The sequence below is a fragment of the Pseudomonas sp. SIMBA_041 genome (assembly GCF_046535095.1).
Classification (GTDB): Bacteria; Pseudomonadota; Gammaproteobacteria; order Pseudomonadales; family Pseudomonadaceae; genus Aquipseudomonas; species Aquipseudomonas mucoides.
This window is the reverse complement of record NZ_JAWRXJ010000007.1, coordinates 220136-245413: the sequence shown is the minus strand read 5'-3', so window position 1 is coordinate 245413 and position 25278 is coordinate 220136. Positions and strand designations below refer to the sequence as shown.

The following is a 25278-nucleotide window of genomic DNA, read 5'->3' as shown; positions in this document are numbered from 1 at the left end:
CCCTCGCAGGAGTCGCCTTTCCATTAACCGCCGCTAGAACTTACTCGGACAGTTTGTACGCCATCACATAGTCGCCTTGCTTGGTGCCCAGCGACCCGTGACCGCCGGCAACAACCAGCACGTATTGCTTGCCGTCCTTGCCGGTGTAGGTCATCGGTGTGGTTTGGGCGCCGGCCGGCAGGCGGCCTTCCCACAGTTGCTTGCCGTTTTTCACGTCGTAGGCGCGCAGGTATTGGTCGAGGGTGCCGCTGAGGAACGCGACGCCACCGGCGGTGGTGAAGGTGCCGCCCAGGCTGGGTACGCCCATGCTCAACGGGATCGGAACCGGTGAGCTGTCGCGCACGGTGCCGTTCTTGTGCATCCAGATTTTTTCATGGGTGGTCAGATCGACCGCGGCCACGTAACCCCACGCCGGAGCCTGGCACGGCAGGCCCATCGGCGACAGCAGGGGTTCGAGGACGACGCCGTACGGCGCGCCTTTGTTTGGCTGTACGCCTTCGGTTTCGCTTTTACGCGGGCCTTGGGCAGCGATTTCCGCAGCCGGGATCAGCTTCGATTTGAAGGCCATCCAGTCCGGGTTCACGAACAGGATCTGACGCACCGGATCCACCGAGACACCGCCCCAGTCGAATACGCCGAAGTTACCCGGATAAACGATCGAACCTTGCAGCGATGGCGGGGTGAACGGGCCGTCGTAGCGCAGGGATTTGAAGGTGATCCGGCAGACCAGTTGGTCGAACGGCGTGACACCCCACATGTCGCGCTCTTTCAACGGCGGCGGCATGAAGTTGAGGTCGGACTTGGGTTGGGTCGGCGAGGTGTGATCACCGGCGACAGCGCCTTGTGGCACCGGCACTTCGTTGATCGGCACAATGGCTTTGCCGGTGCTGCGGTCCAGCACGTAGATGCTGCCTTGCTTGGTGGACGCGAGTACCGCCGGCTTCACGCCGTCAGCGGTTTTCAGGTCCATCAGGGTTGGCTGGCCGCCGACGTCCATGTCCCACAGGTCATGGTGGGTGAACTGGAAGTGCCAGCGCACTTTGCCGGTGGCGATGTCCAGCGCGGTCAGGCCGGCGGCGTGCAGTTCCGATTCAGGGGTGCGAGCGCCACCGAACTGGTCCGGCGTCTGGTTGCCCATCGGCAGGTAGAGCATGCCGAGTTTTTCGTCGACCGCGAACATGGACCACATGTTCGGCGAATTGCGGGTGTAGGTCTGGCCTTCGGCAATCGGCGTGGTGTCGTCCGGCTTGCCGCTGTCCCAGTTCCACACCAGTTTGCCGGTGTGCACGTCGAACGCACGGATCACGCCGCTTGGCTCGTCGGTGGAGACGTTGTCAGTCACGTGGCCGCCAATCACCACCAGGTCTTTGGTGACCGCAGGAGGCGAGGTGGAGTAGTAACCGCCGGCGGTGAAGCCGCCGATGTTGGCGCGCAGGTCAACCTGGCCCTTGTCGCCGAAGTCTTCGCACATCTTGCCGGTGTCAGCGTTGAGGGCGATCAGACGGGTGTCGGCGGTCGGCAGGAAGATCCGGCGTGGGCAGGCGTTGGTGACAGCGGCGCTGGCGCTGCCGGTCGGGCTCTGCTCGGAGGCGTAGACGGCGTCATCGTGGTACGACACGCCACGGCAGGTCATGTGCGCCCACCCCTTGAAGTTCGCCGCGTTTTGCGTGGAGAGCTTAGGGTCGAAACGCCAGATTTCCTTGCCGGTGTCCGGGTCCAGCGCGATCACCTGGCTGTGCGGCGTGCACACGTACAGCATGCCGTTGACTTTCAGCGGGGTGTTTTCAGCGGTGGTCTCGCCCGGATCGTTCGGACCCGGCAGGTCGCCAGTGCGGTAAGTCCACGCCGGGACCAGTTTGTGCGCGTTTTGCGGGGTGATCTGTGCCAGGGGCGAGTAACGATCACCGTGAGCGCTGCGGCCGTAGGAGTTCCAGTCGCCGTCGGGCATGGCCGGCGCGGTGTTGGTCATGCCGGGCACGCTGTCGCGGTCCAGTTGGCCTTTGATTTCACCCGGGCTGGTGAACTGGCTGGCCAATGCGGCCACGCCCGCCACGACCACGGCGACGCTCAGGGCGCCGGTGCCCATCGGTGCAGCACCTTCGCGCAGCAGCGGGCGACGGAACCATGGCAGCAGCATGACGATACCCAGCGCAAACCACAGCGCCAGGCGCGGCACCAGTTGCCACCAGTCGAGGCCGACTTCCCACAGTGCCCAAACGGTGCTGGCGAACAGCACCAATGCGTACAGGCCCAGCGCAGCGCGGCGGGCCATCATCAGCAGCACGCCGGTCAGCGTCAGGCCGATACCGGCCAGCAGGTAATACAGCGAGCCGCCGAGCATGCTTAGCTTGATCCCGCCTGCCAGCATGGCCAGGCCCATTAGCAGAAGCAGGATGCCGAGCAGGCTCGGCAACAGACGGCTTCGACTCAAAGCACCATCAGTGCTCATAGTGTGGTTCTCCGTGACGTTTTAAGTAGTCCCGCGCAAGTTCACTGTAGATGACGATCTGGCGTGGGCATGGTTCAGTTATAAAAGTGAAACTTGGTTAGAGCTTGTTCAGGTGTTGCAACCCTTGTAGGAGCAGTGCTTGCTCGCGATGGCGGTGTGTCAGACCGCATCTTCGTCAACTGACACTCTGTCATCGTGAGCAAGCTCTGCTCCTATAGGGGGGGGGTCAGAAGGATGAAGTGATCTTGATCCCGCCAATCAGGGCGTCATCGACCTGGTCCACGCCACCGGGATGGCGGATGTATTGCAGGTTCGGGCGCACGGTCAGCCAGTTCGTCACATGCACGCCGTAATAGAGCTCGGCGCTGTATTCAGTGTCTTGCGGCGGCAGGTACGACGGATCGTCGTAGTTGAAGACGGCGCGGGCCTGATTGGTCGCCTCGGCGTTTTTGCGGTAGGCCGGGTTGACGTGAACCCGGGCCAGGGCGAAGCCGATGTCGTCTTTGGCGCGCGCGTCGAACAAGCCCTTGTAGACCACGCCAGCCTGGACGTAGTTGTCGATGGCGTTGGTCTTCTTGTCGTGCATCGTGCCGTTGGCAAACACGTTCAAACCACGGCTGTTATCGCTGGCGACGCTGGTGATCTGCTGCTGAATGCCAAGCCACACGCCGTGTTTGCTCGATGCACTGCGATAGGCTTCGCCACTCAGGGCCGCCGGCTGACCATTGCTGTCCTTATAGACATCGGTGGCGCTGGCGCTGCTGTAGTAATAACCGGCGCGGTATTCGCCCGGAAGGCCGTTGAGTTTCGGCGTCCACACCAGTTCCACCGGCAAAATCGCGCCCTGGGTGCCGCTGCCGCTGAGCTTGAAACCGTTGTCGCGATCCAGGTTCGACGGGTTTTGCTCGTAGGCACCGACCTGCGCATACAGCTCCGGCGTCAGGTGATATTTGACGCGCAACGCCCATTGGCTGACCGGCCAGTTGTACCAGACGTCGCCGACCCAGTTACCGACTTGGGAGCCGCAGAACGCCAGGTTCTGGAAGTCGCACGGGAAGCTGTTGAAGTCTTCGCCTTCGCCAAAACGACCGGCCTTGATGTCGAGCTTCTGGTCGAAGAATTTCTGCTGGTACCACATCTGCGTCAGGCGCCAGGTTTGCCCACGGCCCCAGACTTCCTGGGCCGACGTAAAGCCGCCCACGCGCGGATCGTTGATGCGGTCGTTGCTGATGTTGTTGCCGTTGCGCTCGGTGATGGTCAGCTGAAATTCAGCGTCGTCCCAACCGAGGATTTTCTGCAAATCCAGGTGCGTGCCGAAACCGAACTGGTCGCTGTAGCGCGCGGTGCGGTCATGGTCGTAGCCGCCATGCAGGTTGCTGCCCATTTCGCCGGTGTAATCGACTTTGAAGTCGTAGCCTTTTTCCGCAAGTTCGGTGCGCGTGCCGTTCCAGTCGCCGAGCATCCACGGTGAATCGCTATCGAAGGCGGGCGCCGCCTGGGTGCAGGTGGCAAAGCCCAGTGCGGTGAGTCCACCGATCAGGTTCAGGGCTTTTCGGCTGGCGATAGCTGTGCAGACAGCGCTGTCTCGCGAAGTTTGAAAGTAAGGCATAGAGAAGAAATTCTGGGTCTTTTTCTAGGGAATTATGGAGTGCAGCAGGGCGTAAAGCAGTTTGAAGAAGCGTTTCAGCTTGGCGGCGCAAGGATAATGTTCTGTTACAAATAGAGAAAGGGCTTTTATGGACATGGATCGTTTCAGATTTGGTAACAGTGTCGGGCGGCGATCTTCAACGTCACCTACATTGACTGATAGCGCACGCAGCGCTTCCACCCGATCACACCCTCGGCTAAGGTGCGCGGCTTCCCACTCCTTACATCGCTCGAAGGCCCGGCATGACCGAACAGAACAACAACCCGCTGCATGGCGTGACGCTGGAACAAATCCTCAACGCCCTGGTTGAACATTACGAATGGTCGGGGCTGGCCGAGCGCATTGATATCCGCTGCTTCAAGAGCGACCCGAGCATCAAGTCGAGCCTGACGTTCCTGCGCAAAACCCCGTGGGCCCGGGAGAAAGTCGAGCGTTTGTACGTGAAGTTGATGCGCACCAAGCGACCGGTCTGAACATGCAGGGCTCGGTCGCGAGGCGTCGTTTTGTGGCCGCTGCGGCGGTACTGGGCTGGGCGGGACTGGCCATTCAGTTGTACCTGATTCTGTATTCGCGCTGGACGCTGGATGCCAGGTTGATCGGCGGTCTGGTGAGCTTTTTCAGCTATTTCACGGTGCTGACCAACACGCTGGTGGCGACGGTTCTGACCTGCGAATGGACGTCCCGCGAGTCTGCGGCTCGACGCTGGTTTTTGCAGCCGTGGGTGAGCAGCGCGATTGCCGTGAGCATCGCTGTGGTGGGGCTGGCGTACAGCGTGTTGCTGCGGCATTTGTGGCACCCCGAAGGCTGGCAGTTCCTGGCGGATGAAGTGCTGCACGACATCATGCCGCTGCTGTTTCTGGCCTATTGGTGGAGGTGCGTGCCCAAAGGTACGTTACGGCTGCGGCACATTGGCCTGTGGGTGATTTACCCGCTGGGGTACTTCGCCTATGTGTTGTGGCGCGGGCATCTGCTGGCGGTTTATCCCTATCCGTTCATTGATGTGGATAAGTTGGGTTATCCACAGGTGTTTGTGAATGCGGGGGGATTGTTGGTGGGGTTTGTGATCGTTGCGCTGATGGTGATCGGGCTGGATCGGTGGCTTGCCCGAAAGTGAACCTGAACTATGGCGAGGGAGCTGCTGTGGCGAAGGGGGCAAGTCCCCTCGCCACAGGGAAGACAGGTAACCTTTAGTTATTCATCGTCGCTGTCATCCAATCGCCAGTAGCCGACTGCTTTGACCCTCTGCTCATTCAAGCCGTGCTCATCAAGCAACACCCGCCGAATCTGCCGCGACACTTTGGTCTCCGTCGCCACCCACGCATAGAGATTGCCGCTCGGCACTTGCAGTTGCTTCACGGTCGTCAGCAGGTTGTCCTTGCCGCCTTCGCGCAGCACCCAGATCACATGGACCTGCGCGGCGCTTTCCAGGCGTTGTTGTTCAGCGCCGTTCTCCACTTCCACAACCACCAGCGCACGGCGATTGGCCGCCAGGCCTTCGAGGCGACGGGCGATGGCGGGCAGGGCGGTTTCGTCGCCGATCAGCAGGTAGCTGTCGAACATGTCCGGCACGATCATCGAGCCGCGTGGCCCACCGATGTGCAGGAACTGGCCGGGTTTGGCTTGCTCGGCCCAGGTCGAGGCAGGGCCGTCGCCGTGCAGCACGAAATCGATGTCCAGTTCCAGCGTGTCGAGGTCGTAACGACGTGGCGTGTAGTCGCGCATCGCTGGCATCGGCCCGTTGTCCTTGCCCGCGCCGAGCACCAGCGTTTCCAGCGCCGCGTGTTCCGCCGCGGTCTGCGGGAACAGCAGTTTGACGTGGTCGTCCGTACCGAGGCTGACGAAGCCGGCCAGCTCCGGCCCGCCCAGGGTAATCCGGCGCATGCGCGGCGTCAGGTCGACCACGCGCAACACTTGCAGACGACGGCGTTTGATTTCATGCATGACACGGTGGATGGATTGCACGATCACTTCACTCATTCGGCTTGCTCCTGAACGGGTTGAACGGCAGGGCCGTCGACGATGGCCTTGGCGGTGTTGTTGAGCAGGTCGCGCACCCGCAGGATTTCTTCCGGGCTCCAGCGGCCGTGGTGCATCTGCAAGGCGTGACGCAAGTTGTGCACCGCCTCGTGGATCTCGGCGGGACGGTCATGACCGCGCAGCGAGCGCTTGCTGACCTCGATGCGCATCCGCACGCCGTCCAGCGCAATCGCCTGTTCGGTCAATGACAGGCGTCCGGCGTCGGTGACGGTGTAGCGTTTTTTGCCGCCTTCGGCATCGCCCAGAATCATTTCGCTTTCTTCGAGAAAGGTCAGGGTCGGGTAGATCACGCCGGGGCTGGGGCAGTAGGCGCCGTCGAACATGCTTTCGATCTGACGGATCAGGTCATAGCCGTGGCAGGGCTGCTCCGCGATCAACGCCAACAGCAGCAGTTTCAGGTCGCCGGGGGCAAACACCCGGGGGCCGCGGCCACCGCGTTCACGGCCGGGGCCAGGGCGTTTCTCGAAGCCGTCGCGGCTGTCGCTATGGTCTCGGTGGGAATGATGGTCTCTCATTTTTGCGTCTTCTCTCGTCGTGTTTAGATACAACTTAAGATATATCTTTAGGTGAGCGCAAGCCTACTGGACCAATGGTCGGTCTGCGCCACCGCTTGACGGCCAGACGCGCTGAGCGATGAGGAATACGGTATGGGTTGCTCTTTTAGAGCAATTAAACTAATCATGGCGGCTCATCGATTGATAATTGTTCCGCTGTTGCAAGATAAGTAGTCTTCATCTTTTGGAATTCAATTAGTTCCTATCTGTGTGCTTTTTCAGGTGAAAACTGTGTGTAGTATTTCTCTGAGGGTAAAACAATCGAGTTGGCGTTTTTCCAGTGTTTTTCCTATTGTTCGAACGCCGTTGTTACTACATGTTCTTCGGAAGTTGCGTACTTACTTTCTCATGGGATTGGACGATCATTCTTTGGCGTCGAAAGTTAAGCGAAATCGCCATCACCGTATGGAGAGATTTCCGCTTGCCCAACTTTCCTCGGTCCAATCCTTTGAAAAAATACAGGTACACAATAATGTTCAAGACGTTTGCAATCGCCGTTCCGATGACCCTCCTGGCCCTGAGCACTTCGATGGCGTTCGCGGCGGAAGAATCGCGCACCTCCATCAACATTACCGCTGATATTCCGAGCAAGGTCTTCCACGCTCAGCCTGTAGACAAAGACTTCGGCAAAGACGAGAAAATGCAGTATGTCGTCGGCTCCGGCACCCTGACGGAAGTCCGTGGCACCTATGATGTTCAACACACCAATGGCTCGGTCGGCGCTTATGTCGTGGGCGGTCCTACTCCGCTGTTCAATGGTAATCCAGCCTTGAACATTCCTCTGACTTACACCTTCAATGGCACGCCATTGACCGCTGATTCTCAGGAAGTCGTCGGCGACGCCGAATCCAACGGTGGCATGCGCGCCGACCTGGTGATTACGGCAGAGAAGCCGGGCAACAGTCAGGTGGGGATCTACACCGCCAACCCGGTCGTCATCTTTGATGCCATTCCGCGCATCTGAAGTAAGCGCGTGCTGTAAGTAAGTTCTGTCTTACTTGGCAACGTTCACCGATCGCCAGGGAGGTTGTGCCTGTCGATCGGGTTTCAACGAATTTATCTTCAGAGTATTTCGTTCATGTTCCCGATGACTCCCATCGCGACGGCGCTTGCCCTATGTTTTTGTGCGACTGCCCTGGCCGCGCCAGCGGACAACGGCCACACACCCCGAAGTTTGCTTGCGCAAGCCAAGGGATTACCGAGCGAGTTCGAAGAGCACTTCTTTGATGTGCCGCTGGCGGTGCGCGTGGAACTTGATCAACAGTTTCTCGGTGAGGCGATGGTCGTGCTGACCCGCGACGATCGAATAACCCTCGTTGACTTCACCGATGTCAGCGACAGCATGATCAAGCCCAGCGAGCGCGACATCTGGGCCAACTACCTGAAACAAGGCGTGGTGCTGGGCGCCTGCCAAGCCAATTGCCCCGAACAACTGCTGGCCGTGCACTACAGCCTGGAAAACTCGCTGGTGTCGATCCTCACGCAAAACGCCGAACGCGATGATCAGGTGCAGCGCTATTACAACCAGCCCGAAGGCGGCAGCACCGGGTTGATCGTGCGCAACCAGCTGAACCTCAATGGCGGCCAGAACCAGGACCTCGGTGGTCGATACGGTCTGGAAGCGAGCAGCAGCCTGGGCAACTGGACCCAGGCGGTCAACCTGCAGTTGTCACGCCTCGGTGGTGTGGACAATCAGCTCTATCACGCCATGCACGAGCTCTTTACCCAGCGCGAACTGGAAGGCAACTTCCTGCGCCTGGGCTTGTTCACGCCCACCTCGGAAGGCCTGACCCGTCAGCCGCGCTCCTTCGGCGCCAACCCCGACACAGCGCTCGGCGTCATGTACGGCAGCTCCGACAGCCTGGCCATCAATAACCCGAAACCGGCGGTCTACCCGATCTATGTCACGGCCAATCGTCAGGGTTCGGTGGAGATCTACCGCGACGGCTTGCTGATCAATACTCAGGCGATACCCGCCGGTTTGCAGACCCTCGATACGCGGCCATTGCCCGGCGGCATCTATGACGTGGAAGTGCGGCTGATCGAAGACGGCCAGATCACCTCCAGCACGCAGGAGCTGGTCTACAAGCCCAACAATTGGCGCAATCATGACGAGCGCTGGCGCTACAACCTGTTTGCCGGGCGTGAATCGAAAATGCTCAGCAACTGGGATGAGCAGGCCGATGGCGACATGACTGCCGGCGCCGCATTCAACTTCCTGCTGCACCCGCGGGTGATTCTCGGCCTGTCGGGTCGGCAAGTGAAAGACACCCTGCAATACGGCACATCGGTCGACTGGGCCATCGTCCACAACGCCAGCGTCTTCGCCAACGTCTACAAGACCGAGGACTACGGCACCGGTTTCGACGTGCAGGGGCTTTATTCCTACGGCAGCGGCAGCCTCGTCGCCAGCCATAACCGCAGCTGGCTCGACACCACCCGGCTCTACGACACTTTGCCCGACGGCACGCGCGTGCGGCAGCGCAATGTATTTATCGGTCAGACCAGTAACTCGTCCTTGTCTCTCAATCATCGCCTCACCAGCAAAAGTTCGGTCAATGCCCGGGTGTCCCACAGTGAAGGCAACACCGAAGGCGTCGGCGTGGACCTGGGTTGGACTCAACGCACGCAACTGTTTGGCAGCGACGCCAATTGGCGCCTGTCGCTGTTCGACAGGCCGGGCAGCGTCAGTTCGGGCAATGATCGAAATCGCGGCCTTGACCTGAGCGTGAGCGTGGCGCTGGGTGGCCCGGGAGAACAGTTGTCCGGCAGCATCGGCACCCGCACCGATCGCGATGGCGGGCGTGACAACAATGCCTCGATCACTTACCGCAAAGACTTGCAGGACCACCTGCTGCAAAGCGTTTCCGCCACGGCGATCACCGACACCTATGGCATCGGCATGAACGCGATGGCGACGATGCAATCGGACCTGGCCAACGCCGACGGATTTATCCAGCGCTCCTCTTACAACAACGACTTCACCGGTGGTCTGAACCTCGACAGCACCGTCGCCGTCGGCGGGCAAAAAATGGTCGTGACCAGCCAATACCACCGCAACGGTGCGGGCATGATCATCGATGTCGAATCGGACATCGAAGACATCACTTTACGTGCCGACGATCTGAGCGGTGGCAGCGCAGTCCTCAAGCCCGGACGCAATTTTGTGCCGATCACGGCCTACAAAAGCAGCTCCGTCAGTTTCGATTTCGAAGGCAACCACGTGCCTGCCGCGACCATCCAGCCGGTCCGTTCCAGTTATCACCTGAACAAGGGCGGCGTGGACTATCGCCAGATTCGCGTGATGCGAACCCTCACTGTCCTCGGTCGCCTGATCGACCCCCAGGGCAACCCGCTCAAGGGCCATCACATCATCAACCACGCCAGTCGCGGGGTCAGTGAGGTGGACGGCTTCTTCTCCATGGAAATGAACGCCGGTTCCCCGACCCTGGAAGTGCGCCACGGCAACCAGTTGCTGTGCCAGTTCCGCCTCGACCCGAGCCGTGGCCGCACGGAAAACAACGTGCTGATGATTGGCGATCTGCGTTGCACGCCGGACACCCTGGCGGACCTGACGCTTGAGACGCCGACGGCAGGCTGATGCCCGACACCCCGAATTTTTTTATGAGGTAAATGACGATGAAACGTCGGTTGGCACTGATTGGTTTTTGTTTGTTCACCCAGACGGCACATGCCGGGCCGAACATCAATATCGGCACGGTCTACGACTACCTGGACGGTGACAAAAGTACCTTTTTGAAACGCGTCTATAACGGCGGCGACAGCACCGCTTTCGTCAAGGTCAACATCCTTGAAATCCTCTACGACGCCGATGGCAAGTCGCGGGAGGTGCCGCTCAAATCCAATGCCGAGGGCAATTCCCGGGATGGCTTGATGGCCAGCCCGGCGCGACTGATCGTGCCCGCCAGTGGCATGCAGGGCACGCGGTTGCTGTACATGGGCGAGCGCGACAAAGAGCGCTATTTCCGTGTGCGTTTCATACCGGTGGTGCCCGAGAAGGAAGACGAATTCGCCGTCTCCGGCGAGGAGCGTGAGCAGTACAAGAAAGCCCTGTCCGCCGGGGTCACGGTGCTGGCCGGGTATGGCGCGGTGTTTTTCGTTCGCCCCAAGGCCCCGCGTTACGCCAGCGTGATCGAAAACGAGGCGGCCAGGTACCGGATCCGCAATACCGGCAACACCGTGGTGGTGATCGATGAGTTCAAGGATTGCTCGGTCAAGAATGACCAGGACTGCCAGCCGACCACCAAGCATCATGTTCTGGCCGGCCGCCATTTCGAGTTCGAGAAACAGGCTGGCCGCGAGTACCGCTTCACGCTGGTTGAAGGCGAGAGCCGCAAGAAACTCGATGTGAAAGGCTGATGACTATGTTCAGACAACTGACGGTCCTGATGGTGTCGGCAATGGCCTGCCAGGGTGCGTTCGCGGCCCGCGAAGTGCAGCACTTTGAAGTATTCGTGACGGTCCCGAGCCAGGCGTTTTACGTCATTCCCGCAGACCCCGGCTGGATTCACCGCGAACAGTCATTGCCATGGAATCTGACGACCTCGACCCTGGGCGGCTTGCGCAAGTATTTCGATGTGAAGAGCGAAGCCGGTTCCATCGAAGCCCGCCTTGAGGGCAGGCCTTACTTGTCTAACGGGACGCAGGCCCATGACATTGGATTGCGCGTGCTGTTCAACGAAAAGTTGTTGAACGAGGGGGAAAGCCGCGAGGTGGTTTCGCTGATCGACGCCGCGCAGGGCAAGCGGGTTTTACTGGAAGTGCTGCCTGTGCCACCCGCCGATGGGGTTTACAAACCCGGCAACTATTTTGGAAGCGTCAACATGGTCTTCAACGCGGTGTTGCCCAAATGATGAATTTATTGAATGAGCGATCAGCCCGGACGTTGAAGGGGGCTGCATCGGCCAGCCTGCTGTGTGCGGTGTTTGCCTTGCCCATACAGGCCGCTGTGATGGACATCGAAGCGGTGTTCGAGCCGGATTCGTCGGAGCCGAATAATAACGTGTTCGTCAACATGACCCCGTCCGAAGGTTTTTGCCGGCAGATTCCACAAGCCTGTGCGCCCTATAAGCTGTTCAGCCTTATTGCGCCTATTTCCTTCACGGCGAATGCGCCAATCCTGGCCAACCATGCGGACCCGCGGCAAGGAGGAATGGCCCGCGTTCCCTCGGACTGGAGAGAGGTGGTGGTTACCCACGAGTCGGGTGATAGCGAGGTGCTTTCCATTCGTATCGGCGGGATCGGGCACGAAGCTGCGATTCCCCGCCCTGTCACTGAACTGACCGGAGGAGGTTGGTGGGATGACTTGTGGGTAGGTGGCGGTTGGGCCTATGCGCCGATACCCTGTTCAAGTGTGGGTTGGCACTCGGCAGGGCCCTCGGGCTACAACAGTTTCTGGCGAGTCGCCAGAGGGGTGGGCGTGTGCAGCAAGACGGCGAAGTTCGATATTCCGCTTTCCTTTCGCTACCTTTACTTCGTGTTCGCTTATGAGCTGCGCACGCCTAACCCCCTGACCATGAAGTCGGGCAAATACACCGGCACCATGCCGTACACCGTCGGTCCACGTCAGGATTTCGACATGGGCGATGTCATGATCCCCAGTGACAACCAACTGACCCTCAACTTCTCCCTGGATGTTCGGCACACCCTCAAGGTCGAGATTCCACCCGGTGGCAATCGCGTTGAGCTGGTACCGCAGGGCGGCTGGCAAGCCTGGCTGACCCAAGGGCGCAAGCCCACACGGCTGTTTCGTGATCAGACGTTCAATGTGTCTTCATCGAGTCGCTTCAAGATGAACCTGGACTGCCAGTACAGCACCGATGGCAACCGCTGCTCGGTGCGCGACCCGGTTTCGGGCCATATCGTGCCGCTCGACGTCAGCGTGACCCTGCCCAATGGCCTGGTGGATGCCACCGATCAACCGGTCAGCCGCCGGCCGTTACGGCGCGACGGCATTGGTACCGAGCTGTTCCAGCCGCGCTTTTATGTCGATCGCAAACCGGGCACGTTGCACTTCGAAATTGCGCAGGATGAGGTCGAGGAGATGATCAAGCCCGGTGTCGCCAGAACGTACTCGGGCACTGTCACGGTGGTTTGGGATTCGCAGGTGGGTTAAGCGTGAACCCTGATGCATCACCCGATGCATCAGGGATTGCCGTTTATTGCTGTGCGTGTTTTTGCAACGCTTCGCGGGTGAGTTTTCGGCTCAGCTCTTTTTCTTCGTAACCCATGTCGTGCAGCAATTGGCCGTAGACCTCATCGGTCATGTCCTGGCCCGTCAACACCAAACTGTCATCGATATTCAGGCGCCGGGCGAGGTCTTGCAGACGCTGTTTGAGGGCGCGTCGTTGTGCAATTTGCTGGTCCCTGGAACGGGCCCAGGTGTGTTGGACTTCGCGTAACTCATCGAGCAAGTCGCTCTTGGTTTCGTAAAACCGGGCATTGCGCCGGAATTCGTTCGGATAGGTGTCCTGCAGGTATTTCTGCCAGAAAGGCTGTTCGATCATGTCGTTGACCAACCCATCGCCGGCCTCCATCGACATCACCGTCTCGAAGGCGGTGTCGAGGGTTTTGGCGTTCACACCGGCGATGGTGCGAAACAGCATCGTCTCCGATTGCCACGGTAAGCCGAGGCGTTGAGCCAGGCCGGTTTCGTAGGCGAGGTACACCTCGACCTCATCCGGATTGCCCGGGCGGCTGCCGAAATCGGCACGGGCAATGTCATCCACGCGCGCGAGGCGAGCAGCACCTCTGGCCAGGTTCACCAGTTTGCTTTCAAGCACGGCGTTGGACGTCGACAAGGCATAGGCTTCGGAGGCGAGCACCTTGATGCCCATGTGGTTGAATACTTGAGCCCCGGCATCGGCGCAGGTAGTAGGCGCCCTGGCCATTTCGAACAGGTCCTTGCGCAATCCGGTGTCCAGGTCGATGGCTTCGATCATGCGCCATACCCGATTGCTGAGCTGCTGACGCAAATCACCACCGGCCTTGTAATCGGCCGAGCGGGTCTGTTTCTGGATCAAGGCAAAAAAATCCTCGGAGCCAGGCTCGGTCATCAATTCGTGCCAGGCTTCCTCCCGGAAAGTACCCAGCCCTGAGACCTCGGCACTCCACCATGTCGAGTCATCGTTCATGGGCCACAGGTTCATCGTGTCCCGTGCCGCATAGGCGTAGACCTGCTCTGGCGAGATGCCGACGGATCGTCGATACGCTTTGAAGGTGATCCGGTTGGCCTCCGAGAGCCGCTCGTCGTACAAGCGGGTCCGCGCCAGGAGGAAGGCATCTTCCGAGCCGGGCACGACCTTGGGAATGACGTTGATCGGGTTCTCCTGCAAATCCAGAAAGAAGCCCCGCGGTCGACGTTTGTTGAAAGGCCCGAACAGGCCATCGGGCCAGGCGGTGGCCCCGGTGTTGCTCAAGCTCAGGACTCTCAGTCTGGGCATGCGTCCGACGTCCGGGAGCCGGCCCAACTGCCTGTTGTCATCAAGCCTGAGGGTTTCCATGCGGGTCAGGTTTCGCAGTTGCTCGACGGCAGACGGGGTCAACGTGATGTTGTTGTTCATCAACCGCAGCGTCCGCAGGTGGTGCATTTTGCCGATGGCGTCGGGGAGTCGCGTCAAGCCGCAATTGCGGGCACTCAGTTGCTGCAGATGAGGGAAGTCACTGAGCAGACCGGGACCGCTTTCAAAAAAGGTCGTGCGGTCCAGATTCAAGGTGCTGATCTGATCGAGGTAGCGCTTGATATCCGGCAGCTCCTTCCACCAGCGTTCGAGGTCAAGCGACTTGAACTCTGTGGACAGGTCCAGCGCATACCCGCCGTCGGCCGTGATGCTGCGTTCACCAAAGACCGTGGGCTTGCGTTTGAAACAATCGATTAACCGTTCGGCAATGTGCAAGCCGCCACTGTTGACGAACCCGTGTTGATCCGGGCCCCAGGTATCCGGCTGCTGGTAGCGCCAGCGATTGAACAGCACACGCAGGTCGTCCAGTTCGCGGTCCAGTCGGGTCAGTGTCTGATGCCCTTGCTCCTGCGAACCCAGGGATCGAACGAAGGTATTGACCTCGCGGTCGTTGAAGTGAGGGTAAATATCCTGCACCCGTTCGGTGAGCGTGGGGGCAACGGTGGAGAAGCCGGGACCGCGCAACAGGATCATGTCTTCATGGTCAGCCAGCGGACGGATCGGCGGTGCGGCGAGCGCCGTGCGGCGCTGCGCCGGTGTCTCGGTCTTGGCCATCACCCATTGCTTGAAGAAGCCCCCCTGGCCTGGCCGATAACCCAACTGCGCCTGTTTGTTTTCCGGCAAGGCGTTGAGAACGGCTTCGTAAAAATCAGTGGCGTCGTGCAGTTTTCGGTTGTCACCGTCCCAGACTTCGAACCGGTTGCCATCGTCCTTGACCAACACCCGGACCATCGACGCGCCCTCGGCACCCACACGGCTGCGCAAGGGGCCGGCATCGTTGCCTTCGCGAACCTCGATGCGCAATTGCGCGAACGTGTCGGTATGAATCCTCAAGGCGTTCAGCACCAGGCTTTCGGTTTGCGCCACCCACTGCGCGCCGTCATGGAAACCTTCATAGGCGTGGTTGGTCCGGGCTTCGAAGGCCGCCTCACGGGTGCGGCTCTTGAGGCTCAAGGGCAGTCGTTGCGTTTGAATCATGCGCTTGAGGTCGGCAGCGTCGGTGGTGTTCAGCAGCGTCGTTGCGGCACGGGACGGCAACTCGGGAAAGGTGTGGCGCATGAGTCGCAGCGGCGGATCGTCGAACGCCTGGGCCCCTTGGTAAAGCTGATTGATGATGTCTGGGGTCAGTCGATCGGCTTCGTCCGCCAGACGATTGCGCAAGGCTTGCACCCGTTCACGTTGGGCGGTGGACCGACCGAGCACGGCGTGCAGCTCTTCTTCGTTGAGAAACCCGACAAGGTCTGGTGCAAATTGCTCGCTCATGAGGTTCGACAAACTGGTGGACAGGGTCTGTTCGGCCGTCGCATCGGCGTTGCCGTACTGGCGGAACCGGCCGCTCATGTCGGCGTTTTCGTAGACCTTCAGGGCTTTATCCGCGGGCCAGCCGTCCAGGTAAGTCGCCAGCGGTTCAAACCAGTAGGAGGAAGGATCCAGAGGCTGGCCTGAGCGAATCCTCCTGATGGCCTGGCGGGTCTGGCGCTGGATGTTCAAGCGGGTGAGGCTGTCGTCGAGTAACGGTGGCGGGGCCGTGTTGTCGACGTACATCCGGCGCAGCGCACCGTCGTCGGTACCACTGGCGATGCGAACGGCTTCGAGTTCCGCGTCGCTGAAGCCCTCCACGGTGTGGCCGAGACGGCGCATCAACGTCGGACGATCCCAGGCTCGCGGGTTCTCGGCTTCATGGGTCCAGGCGCCGAGGCCGTTGTGTTTCAACTCGGGCAGGTAAGCATTGTCGCGATGCGGGTGTTTGACCCGGTAGTTGCCGGTTTGCGGATCCTTTTGCACGGCGTAGTGCTTGTCATCCAGCGGCAGAACAGCCTCGCCCTCGTGAGCGTGCAGCCCCAGCGCGTCAGGTCTGGAGTCCGGCGATAACTGCACATTGGGCCATTCATAAGGTTTCAGGTCGGGGTGCCACAACCGGGGTTCGCCGTTGGGCAGCGTGACCGGTTTCATGCCTTCGATCAGCGGCGACAGTTTCAGGCGTGCCAGCGCACCGATCTGCGCACCGGCGGCGAACGCTTCCAGCTGAAGAACATCGGTGACCAGGCCGACAATGTGTTCGGTGGCTTCAGTCCACAGTCCCAGGGTCATGTCGACGAGGCCTTCAATGGCGTCGCTGGCCATCTGATAAGCCATGTAGCCCATCATCAGCTGACCCAGTCCGGGCACGAACGGCGTGACGACCATCAGGGCGATGTTGAAGATGTCCGAGACGATTTTCTTGAAGTTCTCCCACCAGGCCCATCGTGCATGAGTATCGGCATCGGCGGTTGATACGGCGATGTGACGGGCGTCATTGAGGACCTTGTTGAGCTTTTGCTCGAACAGGTACTGCCAGAGTTCGCCGCTGATCGGTGCGGTGTTGAACTGCAGACGAGGGGCGGTGATAGCCTCTTCGCGCCAGCTCGGCCTCGGGTCCAGCGGCTCTTTGCGATGCCATTTCACTTGAAACAGGCGTTGTGGCAGCCCGCCGAAAAAATGCCCCCGATCGGATTGATCGACGAACCGGCTGAAGAATTGCTGGTAGGTCATGCCGGTGGAGGAGATGACATCGTTGTCGCGCAGCTGACGCGTCAGTTCTTTCATCAGCGCGAGGGTCGAGGGGTACTCTTTCAGCGGGTGCTCGGGGTCTTGTGGGACATACGCGAAGATCGGCACCACCTCATGGACCCGGTTCAGATCCGGCGTAATCAAGACGATGCCGGTCAGCTGGCTGTCGAGCATGGACAGTTTGGCGAACTGCATGATTCGGCCTTTGCGGGTGAGGTTGCGCTGGCCATCGAGCATCATCAGGATCAGGTCACCGGCATCGGCGTCGATGTCGCCCTTCAGGACGGCCAGTCTGGCGGCGGCTTTAAACGCGGCTTTCTCGTTCTCGATGATCTTGTGTTTTAAAACCACCTGGGCGAGGCCATCCCTGGGCCGCAACTGTTCTTCGAGGTATTTCGTGTAGCGCGCGCCAATGTCCAGCGTGCGACACAGGGTCTGGAACTGGGCGATGGACATTTTTCGTTTGATCGCCAGGGTGTCGAAATGCCCGCGGGCATCGGGCTGGCTGATGAAGTTCGAGTCCGCCTCGCAGGTTTCGTGGCTCGCGAAGTTATGCAGGGCCGCGTCGAGTAGTGAAACGGTGCGGGTCACCACGCCGTTGAGGTGGCTGGCATACCAGGGAAGCTGTTTGGGTAGATAAAGGTGCAGGTAAGTGGTCTTTACATCGACGTCGACACCGAACTGTTCCAGCAACGCTCTGGTCAGCAACGGTTCGGCGAACTCGTAAACGCCTCGGACCTTGTCCATGACCCGGTCGACGGTGTTTTGAGCGGACCAGAGGTCGAGGTTGGCGTGTTGTAGCGGGGTGTGATCGAACCCCCTGATGTTCTGTGCCCAATACCCTGAAGCCGTTTGCGTGAGGCTCAGTTCCCGGATCCGTCGCACTGACGCGTCCTTGAACGTGGGATGGATACGGCTTTTGATGAAATCGTAGTGGCGACCTTTTTTGTCATTGGCCCCCGGTGTCGGTCGCGCTGATATACGTCCGTGTAAGTCAGTCATGCTTTTAATAAACCTTGAGCGTTAAGTGGAGTGACCAGCCTAACGCCCGAGGCTCAAAGTAAAAGCCTGAATTACCGCTGCTTAATCAGTGTCAGCCGCCCAAAAGCATTGGAATTACCAATGCCGAAAATAGGTAATTACCACCTTTTTTCAGCGCCGTGCGACCTCCACTGGCAGGCATTGCGTATGCGTACCCGGTTGCAGATAAGGCGTGAGAATCGGTGCCATGCCCTTGAGCACCTGCACGGGCAGCGCGGAGGTGAACTTGAAGGCCTCGGCGGTGCGCCCGGGCACGAAGGCGGTCAACGTACCGAAGTGGCTATCACCGATATAGAACACGAAGGTGGCCGTGCGGTTGATTGACTTCGAACTCAGGATCCGCCCGCCGGAACCAATGGCTTCGATGCGGTTATCCCCGGTCCCGGTCTTGCCGCCCATCGCCAGGGGTTTGCCATCGGGGGTGATGAAACTGCCGGAAACACGTTTGGCGGTACCGGCGTCCACCACTTGCGACAAGGCCTCGCGCATGGCCGTGGCCACTTCGGACGGCATCACCCGTTTGCCGGCGACCGGGTCATTGATCAGTTTGGTTTCGTATGGCGTATTCGCCGCGAAATGCAGCGTGTCGATACGCAATGTCGGCATGCGCACGCCATCGTTGAGAATGGTGCCGATCAACTCGCCCAGCGCTGCCGGACGGTCGCCGGAGCTGCCAATGGCGGTGGCCAGCGACGGCACCAGGTGATCGAACGGATAGCCGACTTTCTGCCAGCGTTGATGGATGTCGAGGAATGCTTCGATCTCGAGCATGGTGCGAATACGGCTGTCGCGGGCGCCCTTGTGCTTGCTTTTGAACAGCCAGCTATAGACTTCCTGACGTTCGAACTGGCTGGCTTTGACAATCTGGCTCCACTTGGCGTCAGGGTTGTTCAGCAGGTAACCCATCAGCCACAGGTCCAGCGGGTGAACCTTGGCGATGAAACCCTGGTCCGGCAGGTCGTAGGTGCCCGGGCTGTAGCTTTCGTACAGCCGTTGCAGGCGTTCGTCAGTGAGTTTTTCAGTGAGCTTGGCGCCTTTGAGGTGCGAGCGCACAAAGGTGTTAAAGCTTTCCTGGCTGGCTTGTGGCAGCAGATACCGGTGCACTGCTGCCAGGCGGATCGGCGTCGGGCGCATGCCGTCGAGGAAGGTGTCGAGCCGTGCCTGGGTGTCCTTGTTTTTGTACTTTTTCCAGAACTTCAGCAGAAACGAAGTGCCTTCTTTGTCGGCGAAATCGGCGAGGTATTCCTGACGCCGGGGATCGCGGTCGTCCTTGAGCAGTTCGGCGCTGTTGTTGGGGCCGGAATAGGTGGTGTAGCGCACCAGGTCGCGCATCAGCCGAATGAACGGCAGGTTGATGGACTCACGCAGGGCATCGCGCAGGGTCGGTATGCGGCCGTTGTCTTCCTTGCGGAAGTTATGGAACACGTGCAACCCGCCACCGGTGAAAAACGCTTCGCCAGGGCTGGCCGAGTATTTGCGATCCAGCGCGGCACCGAGCATCGCGGGCAGGTTGCGATCCTTGTTTTCGATCAGGTAGTCAACCGCCCAGCGGCTCAGGCGGTCCTGATCGGGGACATCGACTTTCTTCAGTTCCGGGATGCTCATCCCGGCGTATTTATCGTGCAGTTCCGCCATGATTTGCAGGTAGGTGGTGAGCACGCGCATTTTCGCGGTGGAGCCCAGTTCCAGCTTGCTGCCTTCGTTGATGTCAAACGGCTGGTCGGTGCTGTCGGTTTGCACCCGCACGCGCGCGCCGTCCGGCGTCAGTTCAAACAGGGTGAAGCTGTAGCGCACCTGAGTGGTGCTGGTGGGGGTGAGCAGGCGTTCGCCCATCAAGCCGATCTGCGTGGCGAACACCGGGTCGGCCAGGCGCTTGAGGTACTCGGTAGCCTGGCTTTGCAATTCACCTTGCAGGGTGCTGGTGGCGGACAGGTCGAGGCGGTCGAGGTCGTACAGTGGACGATTGAGCAACCCGCCCAGACGGCTGCGCGCCACGCTGATGCCTTTGTTGGTTTCGATCGGCTGAATGGTCGGCTGGGTTTGCCAGTCGCGGTAAGTCACCTTGCTGGCCAGTGCCGCTGCCGCGAAAGGCGCATCGATCACGTTGTTCTGGGCGAGCAGGCGAATGTGGCTGTCGGTGAGGTCAGCCAGTTCATCACGGCCCTTGGTCAGGTAGTGGGAAGGGCGACGCTGGGCAATCATCAATGACAGTATTTCACGCAAGGCCAGACCTTTGGCGGCCATCGTCTTTGGATCGGTGGCAGGGCTGGCCAGCGTTTCGTTGGCCTTGTCGAAGTCGGCGCCGTACCAGACGCGCAACCCTTCGGCCATGCCATGCACTTCACCGTGACCGGGCACGGCGGACAGCGGCACGCTGTTGAGGTAGTCGCGGACCACATTTTTCCGGGCCTCGAGGGTGTCCGGACCTGCCTGATAGGCCCGCACGGTGGCGGAGATCATCTGCCGGATCTTTTCCGCACCCGACACCGTCAGGCCATCGGGCGAATGCCGATACTTTTCAAGCTGTGTCGCCAGGGTACTGCCGCCCGCCGATTGACCCGGCAGGTGAATCAACTTGGCCACCTGCGACCACGCGGCCATGCCGAAGCGCGGCCAGTCCACGGCGGGGTTGGCCAAGGGTTGCTTGGGGTCAAGCAGAAAGCGGTTCTCGATGAACAGCAGGCTGTTGACCACCACCGGCGGGATCGCATCAAAGCTTGAATAAAGCTGTTGTGGGTATTTGAACTGGTACAGCGGCATCGCGCGACAGTCGGTGATCGACAGGCCGGCCTGGATTTTCTCGGCGTAGGGCACGAAAAGGCCCTTGCCGCTGTAGTCCATCAACTTTTGGGAAAAACGGGTTTGGGCGGCAATCACGTAATTGCGCTTGAGCAGCCGGGGCAGGAACTCATCCAGTGAGCTGTAGCCCAGACGCAAATCAAAAGGCCCGGCGCCAGGGTAGCGGATGGCATCGCTGGGGCCTGGTTCCAGGGAATAGCTCAGGGACGCCGCAAACTTGCTGACTTCCCGGGCTTGGAATTTGGAGGTGCGCATTTCCTTGGCTGCCGCCAGTCCCACGACAATCGCGATGATCAGCAGCAACAACCAAAACGCCTTCCAGCCGTGTTTGACACGACTGGGGCGAGGTTTTTCAGGTGACGGCGCTTCATCCACACGTTCAGTCGGGACCACAGTTTTACTCGTATCGGTTTGCCACAAAGCGCCCATAGCCGATTGATCCATTCACGCAGATTGATCTGACTTGTCTGAAGCTTAGACGGTGGTTGGCGATGGTGAAAAAATTGTGAGTGCACAATTTTCCAATCTGTTTTGTTTTTTGTGGCGAGGGAGCTTGCTCCCGCTGGGCTGCGAAGCGGCCCCAAACCTGGCAATCGTGGTTTTTCAGGTAAATGGGGTCGTAGGTTTTGCGACTGCTGCGCAGCCGAGCGGGAGCAAGCTCCCTCGCCACAGGGCCGTAGTGGCCTTTGGGTAGTGTTACAACCAACAGGCATCCCAGAGGGGGTAATCACCGATTTTTTCCACCAGCCCGGCACGCAACGGGTTGGCAACTATGTATCGGGCGAACGGCAGGAGTTCTTCGCCATCGCGGATTGCACGATCGTGATAGCCGGTTTGCCAGAAGGCTCCTCGACTGTTTGAGGCCTGGTTAATGGTGAGCGTGCTGCGTGATTTGATGGCCTGCATGAGTTGCGCCATGGTGCGCTGTTCGAGTTGCACCAGCCAATGGAAATGATCCGGCATGACGACCCAGGCTATCGAATTGACCCACTTCTCTTCGTGGGCTCGCCTGAGCTCGGCGACCAGCAAACGGCCCTTTTGCCAATCAGTGAAGATTCGACGGCGCTGATGAGTAACTGCAGTGATGAGATAGGCCCTGCCAGGTTCCGAACAGCGTCCATGGCGCAGCAGGTGCGAATTTGGGCGTGGATGCATTCCTTTGCGTCCTTGAGCTGATAGTCCAGTTCACCTTCGCCATGCTTTCGTTTCTGCGTGGCTTCAAGTTCTGAGTGAAATGTCTGAATCATCTGAAGGAACAGTCTCTGTGGCGAGGGAGCTTGCTCCCGCTGGTCTGCGAAGCAGACTAATAAGCGCAATGACGTTCTTTCAGATAATCCTTTGAACACAGAATTGCGACTGCTACGCAGTCGAGCGGGAGCACGCTCCCTCGCCACAGGGGGTTGGTGTCTGGAATGGCTGAGCTAGACACCTCCCAAGGTAAATGCGGCGAAGGTCTGGGCATGACGATGCACCAATGCTGTGCAATACTCGGCGCCGTTTTCTGTCACGGGTGAAATCACTTTTAGCCAGTTAAACCCTCTCCGCAAAACCGTCTTTTGCCGAGAGTTGTGGCTGCATTTTGTGGTTTATTGAGTGAAAACACCTGGGCAATGCTTTTTATACTGCACGTCCCGCTGATCCTGGAGGTTTTGTCCTACAGGACGGTCCTGCTCACGAAGTACGGCCGGTTTCAGGCAAGCAATGGCTTATCGGTCAGCGCTTCGACACTCGGTGGCTATATCCAATAACAAGACGAGGATGTCCCTATGCCAGCTGGCAATCACCTGCCCCACGGCGAGACCGCTCAGGGCGGCCCGCTTAAACGCGAACTCGGCGAACGGCATATTCGCTTGATGGCACTCGGTGCCTGTATCGGCGTCGGTCTGTTCCTGGGGTCGGCCAAGGCCATCGAAATGGCCGGCCCCGCCATCATGCTCTCCTACATCATCGGCGGTCTGGCGATCCTGGTGATTATGCGCGCCCTCGGCGAGATGGCCGTGCACAACCCGGTCGCCGGCTCGTTCAGCCGTTACGCCCAAGACTACCTCGGCCCCTTGGCGGGCTTCCTGACCGGCTGGAATTACTGGTTCCTGTGGCTGGTAACCTGCGTCGCGGAAATCACGGCGGTAGCGGTGTACATGGGCGTCTGGTTCCCCGATGTGCCGCGCTGGATCTGGGCGCTGTCGGCGTTGATCAGCATGGGCACCATCAACCTGATCGCGGTCAAAGCCTTCGGTGAATTCGAATTCTGGTTCGCCCTGATCAAGATCGTCACCATTATTGCGATGGTGGTTGGCGGCATCGGCGTGATCGCGTTCGGCTTCGGTAACGACGGCGTGGCGCTTGGGGTTTCCAATCTCTGGGCTCACGGTGGTTTCATGCCTAATGGCGTGCAAGGCGTGTTGATGTCCCTGCAAATGGTCATGTTCGCCTACCTTGGCGTCGAGATGATCGGCCTGACCGCCGGTGAAGCCAAGAACCCGCAGAAGACCATCCCGGATGCGATCGGCTCGGTGTTCTGGCGGATTCTGCTGTTCTACGTCGGCGCACTGTTCGTGATTCTGTCGATCTACCCGTGGAACGAAATCGGCACCCAGGGCAGCCCGTTTGTGATGACGTTCGAGCGTCTGGGCATCAAGACCGCCGCCGGTATCATCAACTTCGTGGTGATCACCGCCGCGCTGTCGTCCTGCAACGGCGGCATCTTCAGCACCGGGCGCATGCTCTACAGCCTGGCGCAGAACGGCCAGGCCCCGGCCGGATTCGCCAAGACTTCGAGCAACGGCGTGCCGCGTCGCGCCTTGCTGCTGTCGATGGGCGCATTGCTGCTGGGCGTGTTGCTCAACTACCTGGTGCCGGAGAAGGTCTTCGTCTGGGTCACCGCGATTGCCACCTTCGGTGCGATCTGGACCTGGGTGATGATCCTGCTGGCCCAGCTGAAATTCCGCCAAGGCCTGAGCGCCAGCGAACGTGCCGGCCTCAAATACAAAATGTGGCTGTACCCGGTCAGCTCGTACCTGGCGCTGGCGTTCCTGGTGCTGGTGGTCGGCCTGATGGCGTACTTCCCGGACACCCGCGTGGCGCTGTATGTGGGCCCGGCGTTCCTGGTGCTGCTGACGGTGTTGTTCTACGTGTTCAAGTTGCAACCGACCAATGCGTCGCAAGGCGCGGTGCATTCGGCTTCGTAAGACGTAACGTTTGAAATGCAAAAAGCCCCGGTCGAGATGACCGGGGCTTTTTGGTTTCAGGCGATTGCGTTTTGCGGTGATCGCGTCAGGCGTTTATTGAACTCCAGCCAGACCGCCAACAACCCCATCAACCCGGCCCCCACCAGTGCGGTGAAAATTTGCATGGCAAACGCATCGTCGGTCAGGGCGTTGACCATGTCGGCCAACGGCGCCAGTAACACGCCGAGGCAGAACACCTCCAGCGAATAACGCCCCATGCGCGAGCATTGCCGGGCCAGCCAGTGTTGCGTCCAGCCCGTGTCCGGCAACAGTTTCGCCGTGACATACGCCAGGGCCAGAAAGTGCAGCAGGCGCACCGGCGACAGGTCGGTCTTGCTGATCGGGTACAGCAGATTACTCAGCATCGTTGGCATCACGGCATCATGTATTTCCGGCCAGCGCCAGGACACGGTGATCACCCCGGCCAGCACCGCATACATCGCCGCACCGACAAACAACGGCTGGCGCAGCAGCGGACGCGTCTCGGCCGCCCGGGGCTTTTGCCCGTGAATCGCCGCTGCGCCACCGAGCACAAACAGCAGTTGCCAGGTGACAGGGTTGAAGTACCACACGCCGTCCTTGATCGCGGCCAGGTTCCAGCCAAACGAAGGCGCCAGCAGGTAAACAGTCAACGACACCGCCACCACCGCCCACGCTTTGCGCACCAGCATCGGCAGCACCAGCGGCAACCCGGCCAGCAGCACGATGTACAGCGGCAACGGGTCCATCAGGTTCGGCTTGAAGCGCAACAGAAGTTCATCCGTCAATGCTTGCTGCGGGTTGCTGATGAAGTGGTGCAGGCCCATTTCCTCGACCAGATCACGGGTTTCCACATGGCTGTTGGCGAAAAACACGATGCCCATCAGCATCGCCAGCAGGAAAATGTGCACCACGTACAGCACCCAGGCGCGGCGCAGGATTTTCACGCAGGCGATCAGATAACCGTCGCGCGCGAGGATCTTGCCGTAGGCCAGGACTGCCGCATAACCGGCCAGGAACACAAAGATTTCCGCCGCATCGCTGAAGCCGAAATTGCGCAGGGTGATTTGACCCATGGGGTTGTGGGGCACGTGATCCCAGAAAATGAAGATCAGTGCCAGGCCTCGGAAAAAGTCGATTCGGTGATCGCGTTCAGTCGTCATGGCGGCGGGCTCTTGAACGGTTTTGAAGTAGGAGCGAACGGCGCCACAAAGGGTAACGCGCCGCACATCGGCGGCGCGCAGGGTGCCGTGATTTACGGTTAATTGCAAAAGTCCGGGTATTACCGAATGTC

17 protein-coding genes are annotated in these 25278 nt (G+C 59.7%); 8 read left to right on the top strand and 9 right to left on the bottom strand.

Translation table 11 applies throughout. The features are described 5' to 3' along the window. Nucleotides 1–40: 40 nt before the first annotated feature. The 3 genes from SB725_RS19025 to SB725_RS19015 form a co-directional block, all read right to left on the bottom strand. Nucleotides 41–2449, bottom strand: a complete 2409-nt coding sequence (locus SB725_RS19025) for a glucose/quinate/shikimate family membrane-bound PQQ-dependent dehydrogenase (protein ID WP_027922782.1) — start codon at nt 2447–2449, stop codon at nt 41–43. 226 nt (nt 2450–2675) lie between these two features. After that, complete coding sequence (locus tag SB725_RS19020) at nt 2676–4058, bottom strand: carbohydrate porin (RefSeq protein WP_027922783.1); 1383 nt, start codon at nt 4056–4058, stop codon at nt 2676–2678. 24 nt (nt 4059–4082) lie between these two features. After that, nucleotides 4083–4277, bottom strand: a complete 195-nt coding sequence (locus tag SB725_RS19015; RefSeq protein WP_155953710.1) for a hypothetical protein — start codon at nt 4275–4277, stop codon at nt 4083–4085. A 62-nt stretch (nt 4278–4339) separates the two neighbouring features. Between SB725_RS19015 and SB725_RS19010 the strand changes: the two genes are divergently transcribed. After that, the gene (locus SB725_RS19010) at nt 4340–4570 is read left to right on the top strand and encodes a VF530 family DNA-binding protein (RefSeq protein ID WP_007944895.1); all 231 of its coding nucleotides are present in this window, start codon (nt 4340–4342) and stop codon (nt 4568–4570) included. A gap of 2 nt (nt 4571–4572) precedes the next feature. Further along, nucleotides 4573–5211 carry a Pr6Pr family membrane protein gene (locus SB725_RS19005; RefSeq protein ID WP_032833469.1) on the top strand — a complete coding sequence of 213 codons (639 nt, stop codon included), beginning with the start codon at nt 4573–4575 and terminating at the stop codon, nt 5209–5211. Nucleotides 5212–5288: 77 nt separating this feature from the next. Here SB725_RS19005 and SB725_RS19000 read toward each other — a convergent pair whose 3' ends face one another. Together SB725_RS19000 and SB725_RS18995 are read right to left on the bottom strand one after the other, a co-directional pair. Next, the gene (locus SB725_RS19000) at nt 5289–6074 is read right to left on the bottom strand and encodes a siderophore-interacting protein (RefSeq protein ID WP_027922785.1); all 786 of its coding nucleotides are present in this window, start codon (nt 6072–6074) and stop codon (nt 5289–5291) included. Next, a complete protein-coding gene (locus SB725_RS18995) occupies nt 6071–6649 on the bottom strand; it encodes a PadR family transcriptional regulator (protein ID WP_027922786.1) in 579 nt (192 codons plus the stop codon). Before SB725_RS18995 ends, SB725_RS19000 begins: the two co-directional genes overlap by 4 nt. 511 nt (nt 6650–7160) lie before the next feature. On the opposite strand from SB725_RS18995, the gene SB725_RS18990 reads away from it, so the two are divergent. The 5 genes from SB725_RS18990 to SB725_RS18970 all read left to right on the top strand — a co-directional run bounded on the left by SB725_RS18990 (nt 7161) and on the right by SB725_RS18970 (nt 12824). Continuing rightward, nucleotides 7161–7652, top strand: a complete 492-nt coding sequence (locus SB725_RS18990; RefSeq protein WP_027922787.1) for a CS1 type fimbrial major subunit — start codon at nt 7161–7163, stop codon at nt 7650–7652. Between the two features lie 114 nt (nt 7653–7766). Then, nucleotides 7767–10289 (top strand): TcfC E-set like domain-containing protein, encoded by a 2523-nt coding sequence (locus SB725_RS18985; RefSeq protein ID WP_410922473.1) that lies wholly within the window; start codon nt 7767–7769, stop codon nt 10287–10289. Nucleotides 10290–10327: 38 nt separating this feature from the next. Continuing rightward, a complete protein-coding gene (locus SB725_RS18980; RefSeq protein WP_027922789.1) occupies nt 10328–11068 on the top strand; it encodes a pilus assembly protein in 741 nt (246 codons plus the stop codon). 5 nt (nt 11069–11073) lie between these two features. Then, a complete protein-coding gene (locus SB725_RS18975) occupies nt 11074–11562 on the top strand; it encodes a CS1 type fimbrial major subunit (RefSeq protein WP_027922790.1) in 489 nt (162 codons plus the stop codon). Further along, entirely contained in the window at nt 11559–12824 is a 1266-nt protein-coding gene (locus SB725_RS18970) for a hypothetical protein (protein WP_059182213.1), read from the top strand. The genes SB725_RS18975 and SB725_RS18970 overlap by 4 nt, the downstream gene beginning before the upstream one ends. 43 nt (nt 12825–12867) lie before the next feature. On the opposite strand, the gene SB725_RS18965 is transcribed toward SB725_RS18970, so the two are convergent. The 3 genes from SB725_RS18965 to SB725_RS18955 form a co-directional block, all read right to left on the bottom strand. Beyond that, the gene (locus SB725_RS18965) at nt 12868–17940 is read right to left on the bottom strand and encodes an NEL-type E3 ubiquitin ligase domain-containing protein (protein ID WP_410922472.1); all 5073 of its coding nucleotides are present in this window, start codon (nt 17938–17940) and stop codon (nt 12868–12870) included. A gap of 150 nt (nt 17941–18090) precedes the next feature. After that, complete coding sequence (locus SB725_RS18960; RefSeq protein ID WP_027922793.1) at nt 18091–21207, bottom strand: transglycosylase domain-containing protein; 3117 nt, start codon at nt 21205–21207, stop codon at nt 18091–18093. Between the two features lie 267 nt (nt 21208–21474). Continuing rightward, nucleotides 21475–21933, bottom strand: coding sequence for an REP-associated tyrosine transposase (locus SB725_RS18955; protein WP_059182216.1), 459 nt, complete (start codon nt 21931–21933; stop codon nt 21475–21477). 611 nt (nt 21934–22544) lie between these two features. On the opposite strand from SB725_RS18955, the gene SB725_RS18950 reads away from it, so the two are divergent. Continuing rightward, on the top strand, nt 22545–23966 hold the full coding sequence (locus tag SB725_RS18950; protein WP_027922795.1) for an amino acid permease: 1422 nt from the start codon (nt 22545–22547) through the stop codon (nt 23964–23966). Nucleotides 23967–24022: 56 nt separating this feature from the next. On the opposite strand, the gene SB725_RS18945 is transcribed toward SB725_RS18950, so the two are convergent. Beyond that, on the bottom strand, nt 24023–25147 hold the full coding sequence (locus SB725_RS18945) for an OpgC family protein (RefSeq protein WP_027922796.1): 1125 nt from the start codon (nt 25145–25147) through the stop codon (nt 24023–24025). Nucleotides 25148–25278 lie beyond the last annotated feature (131 nt).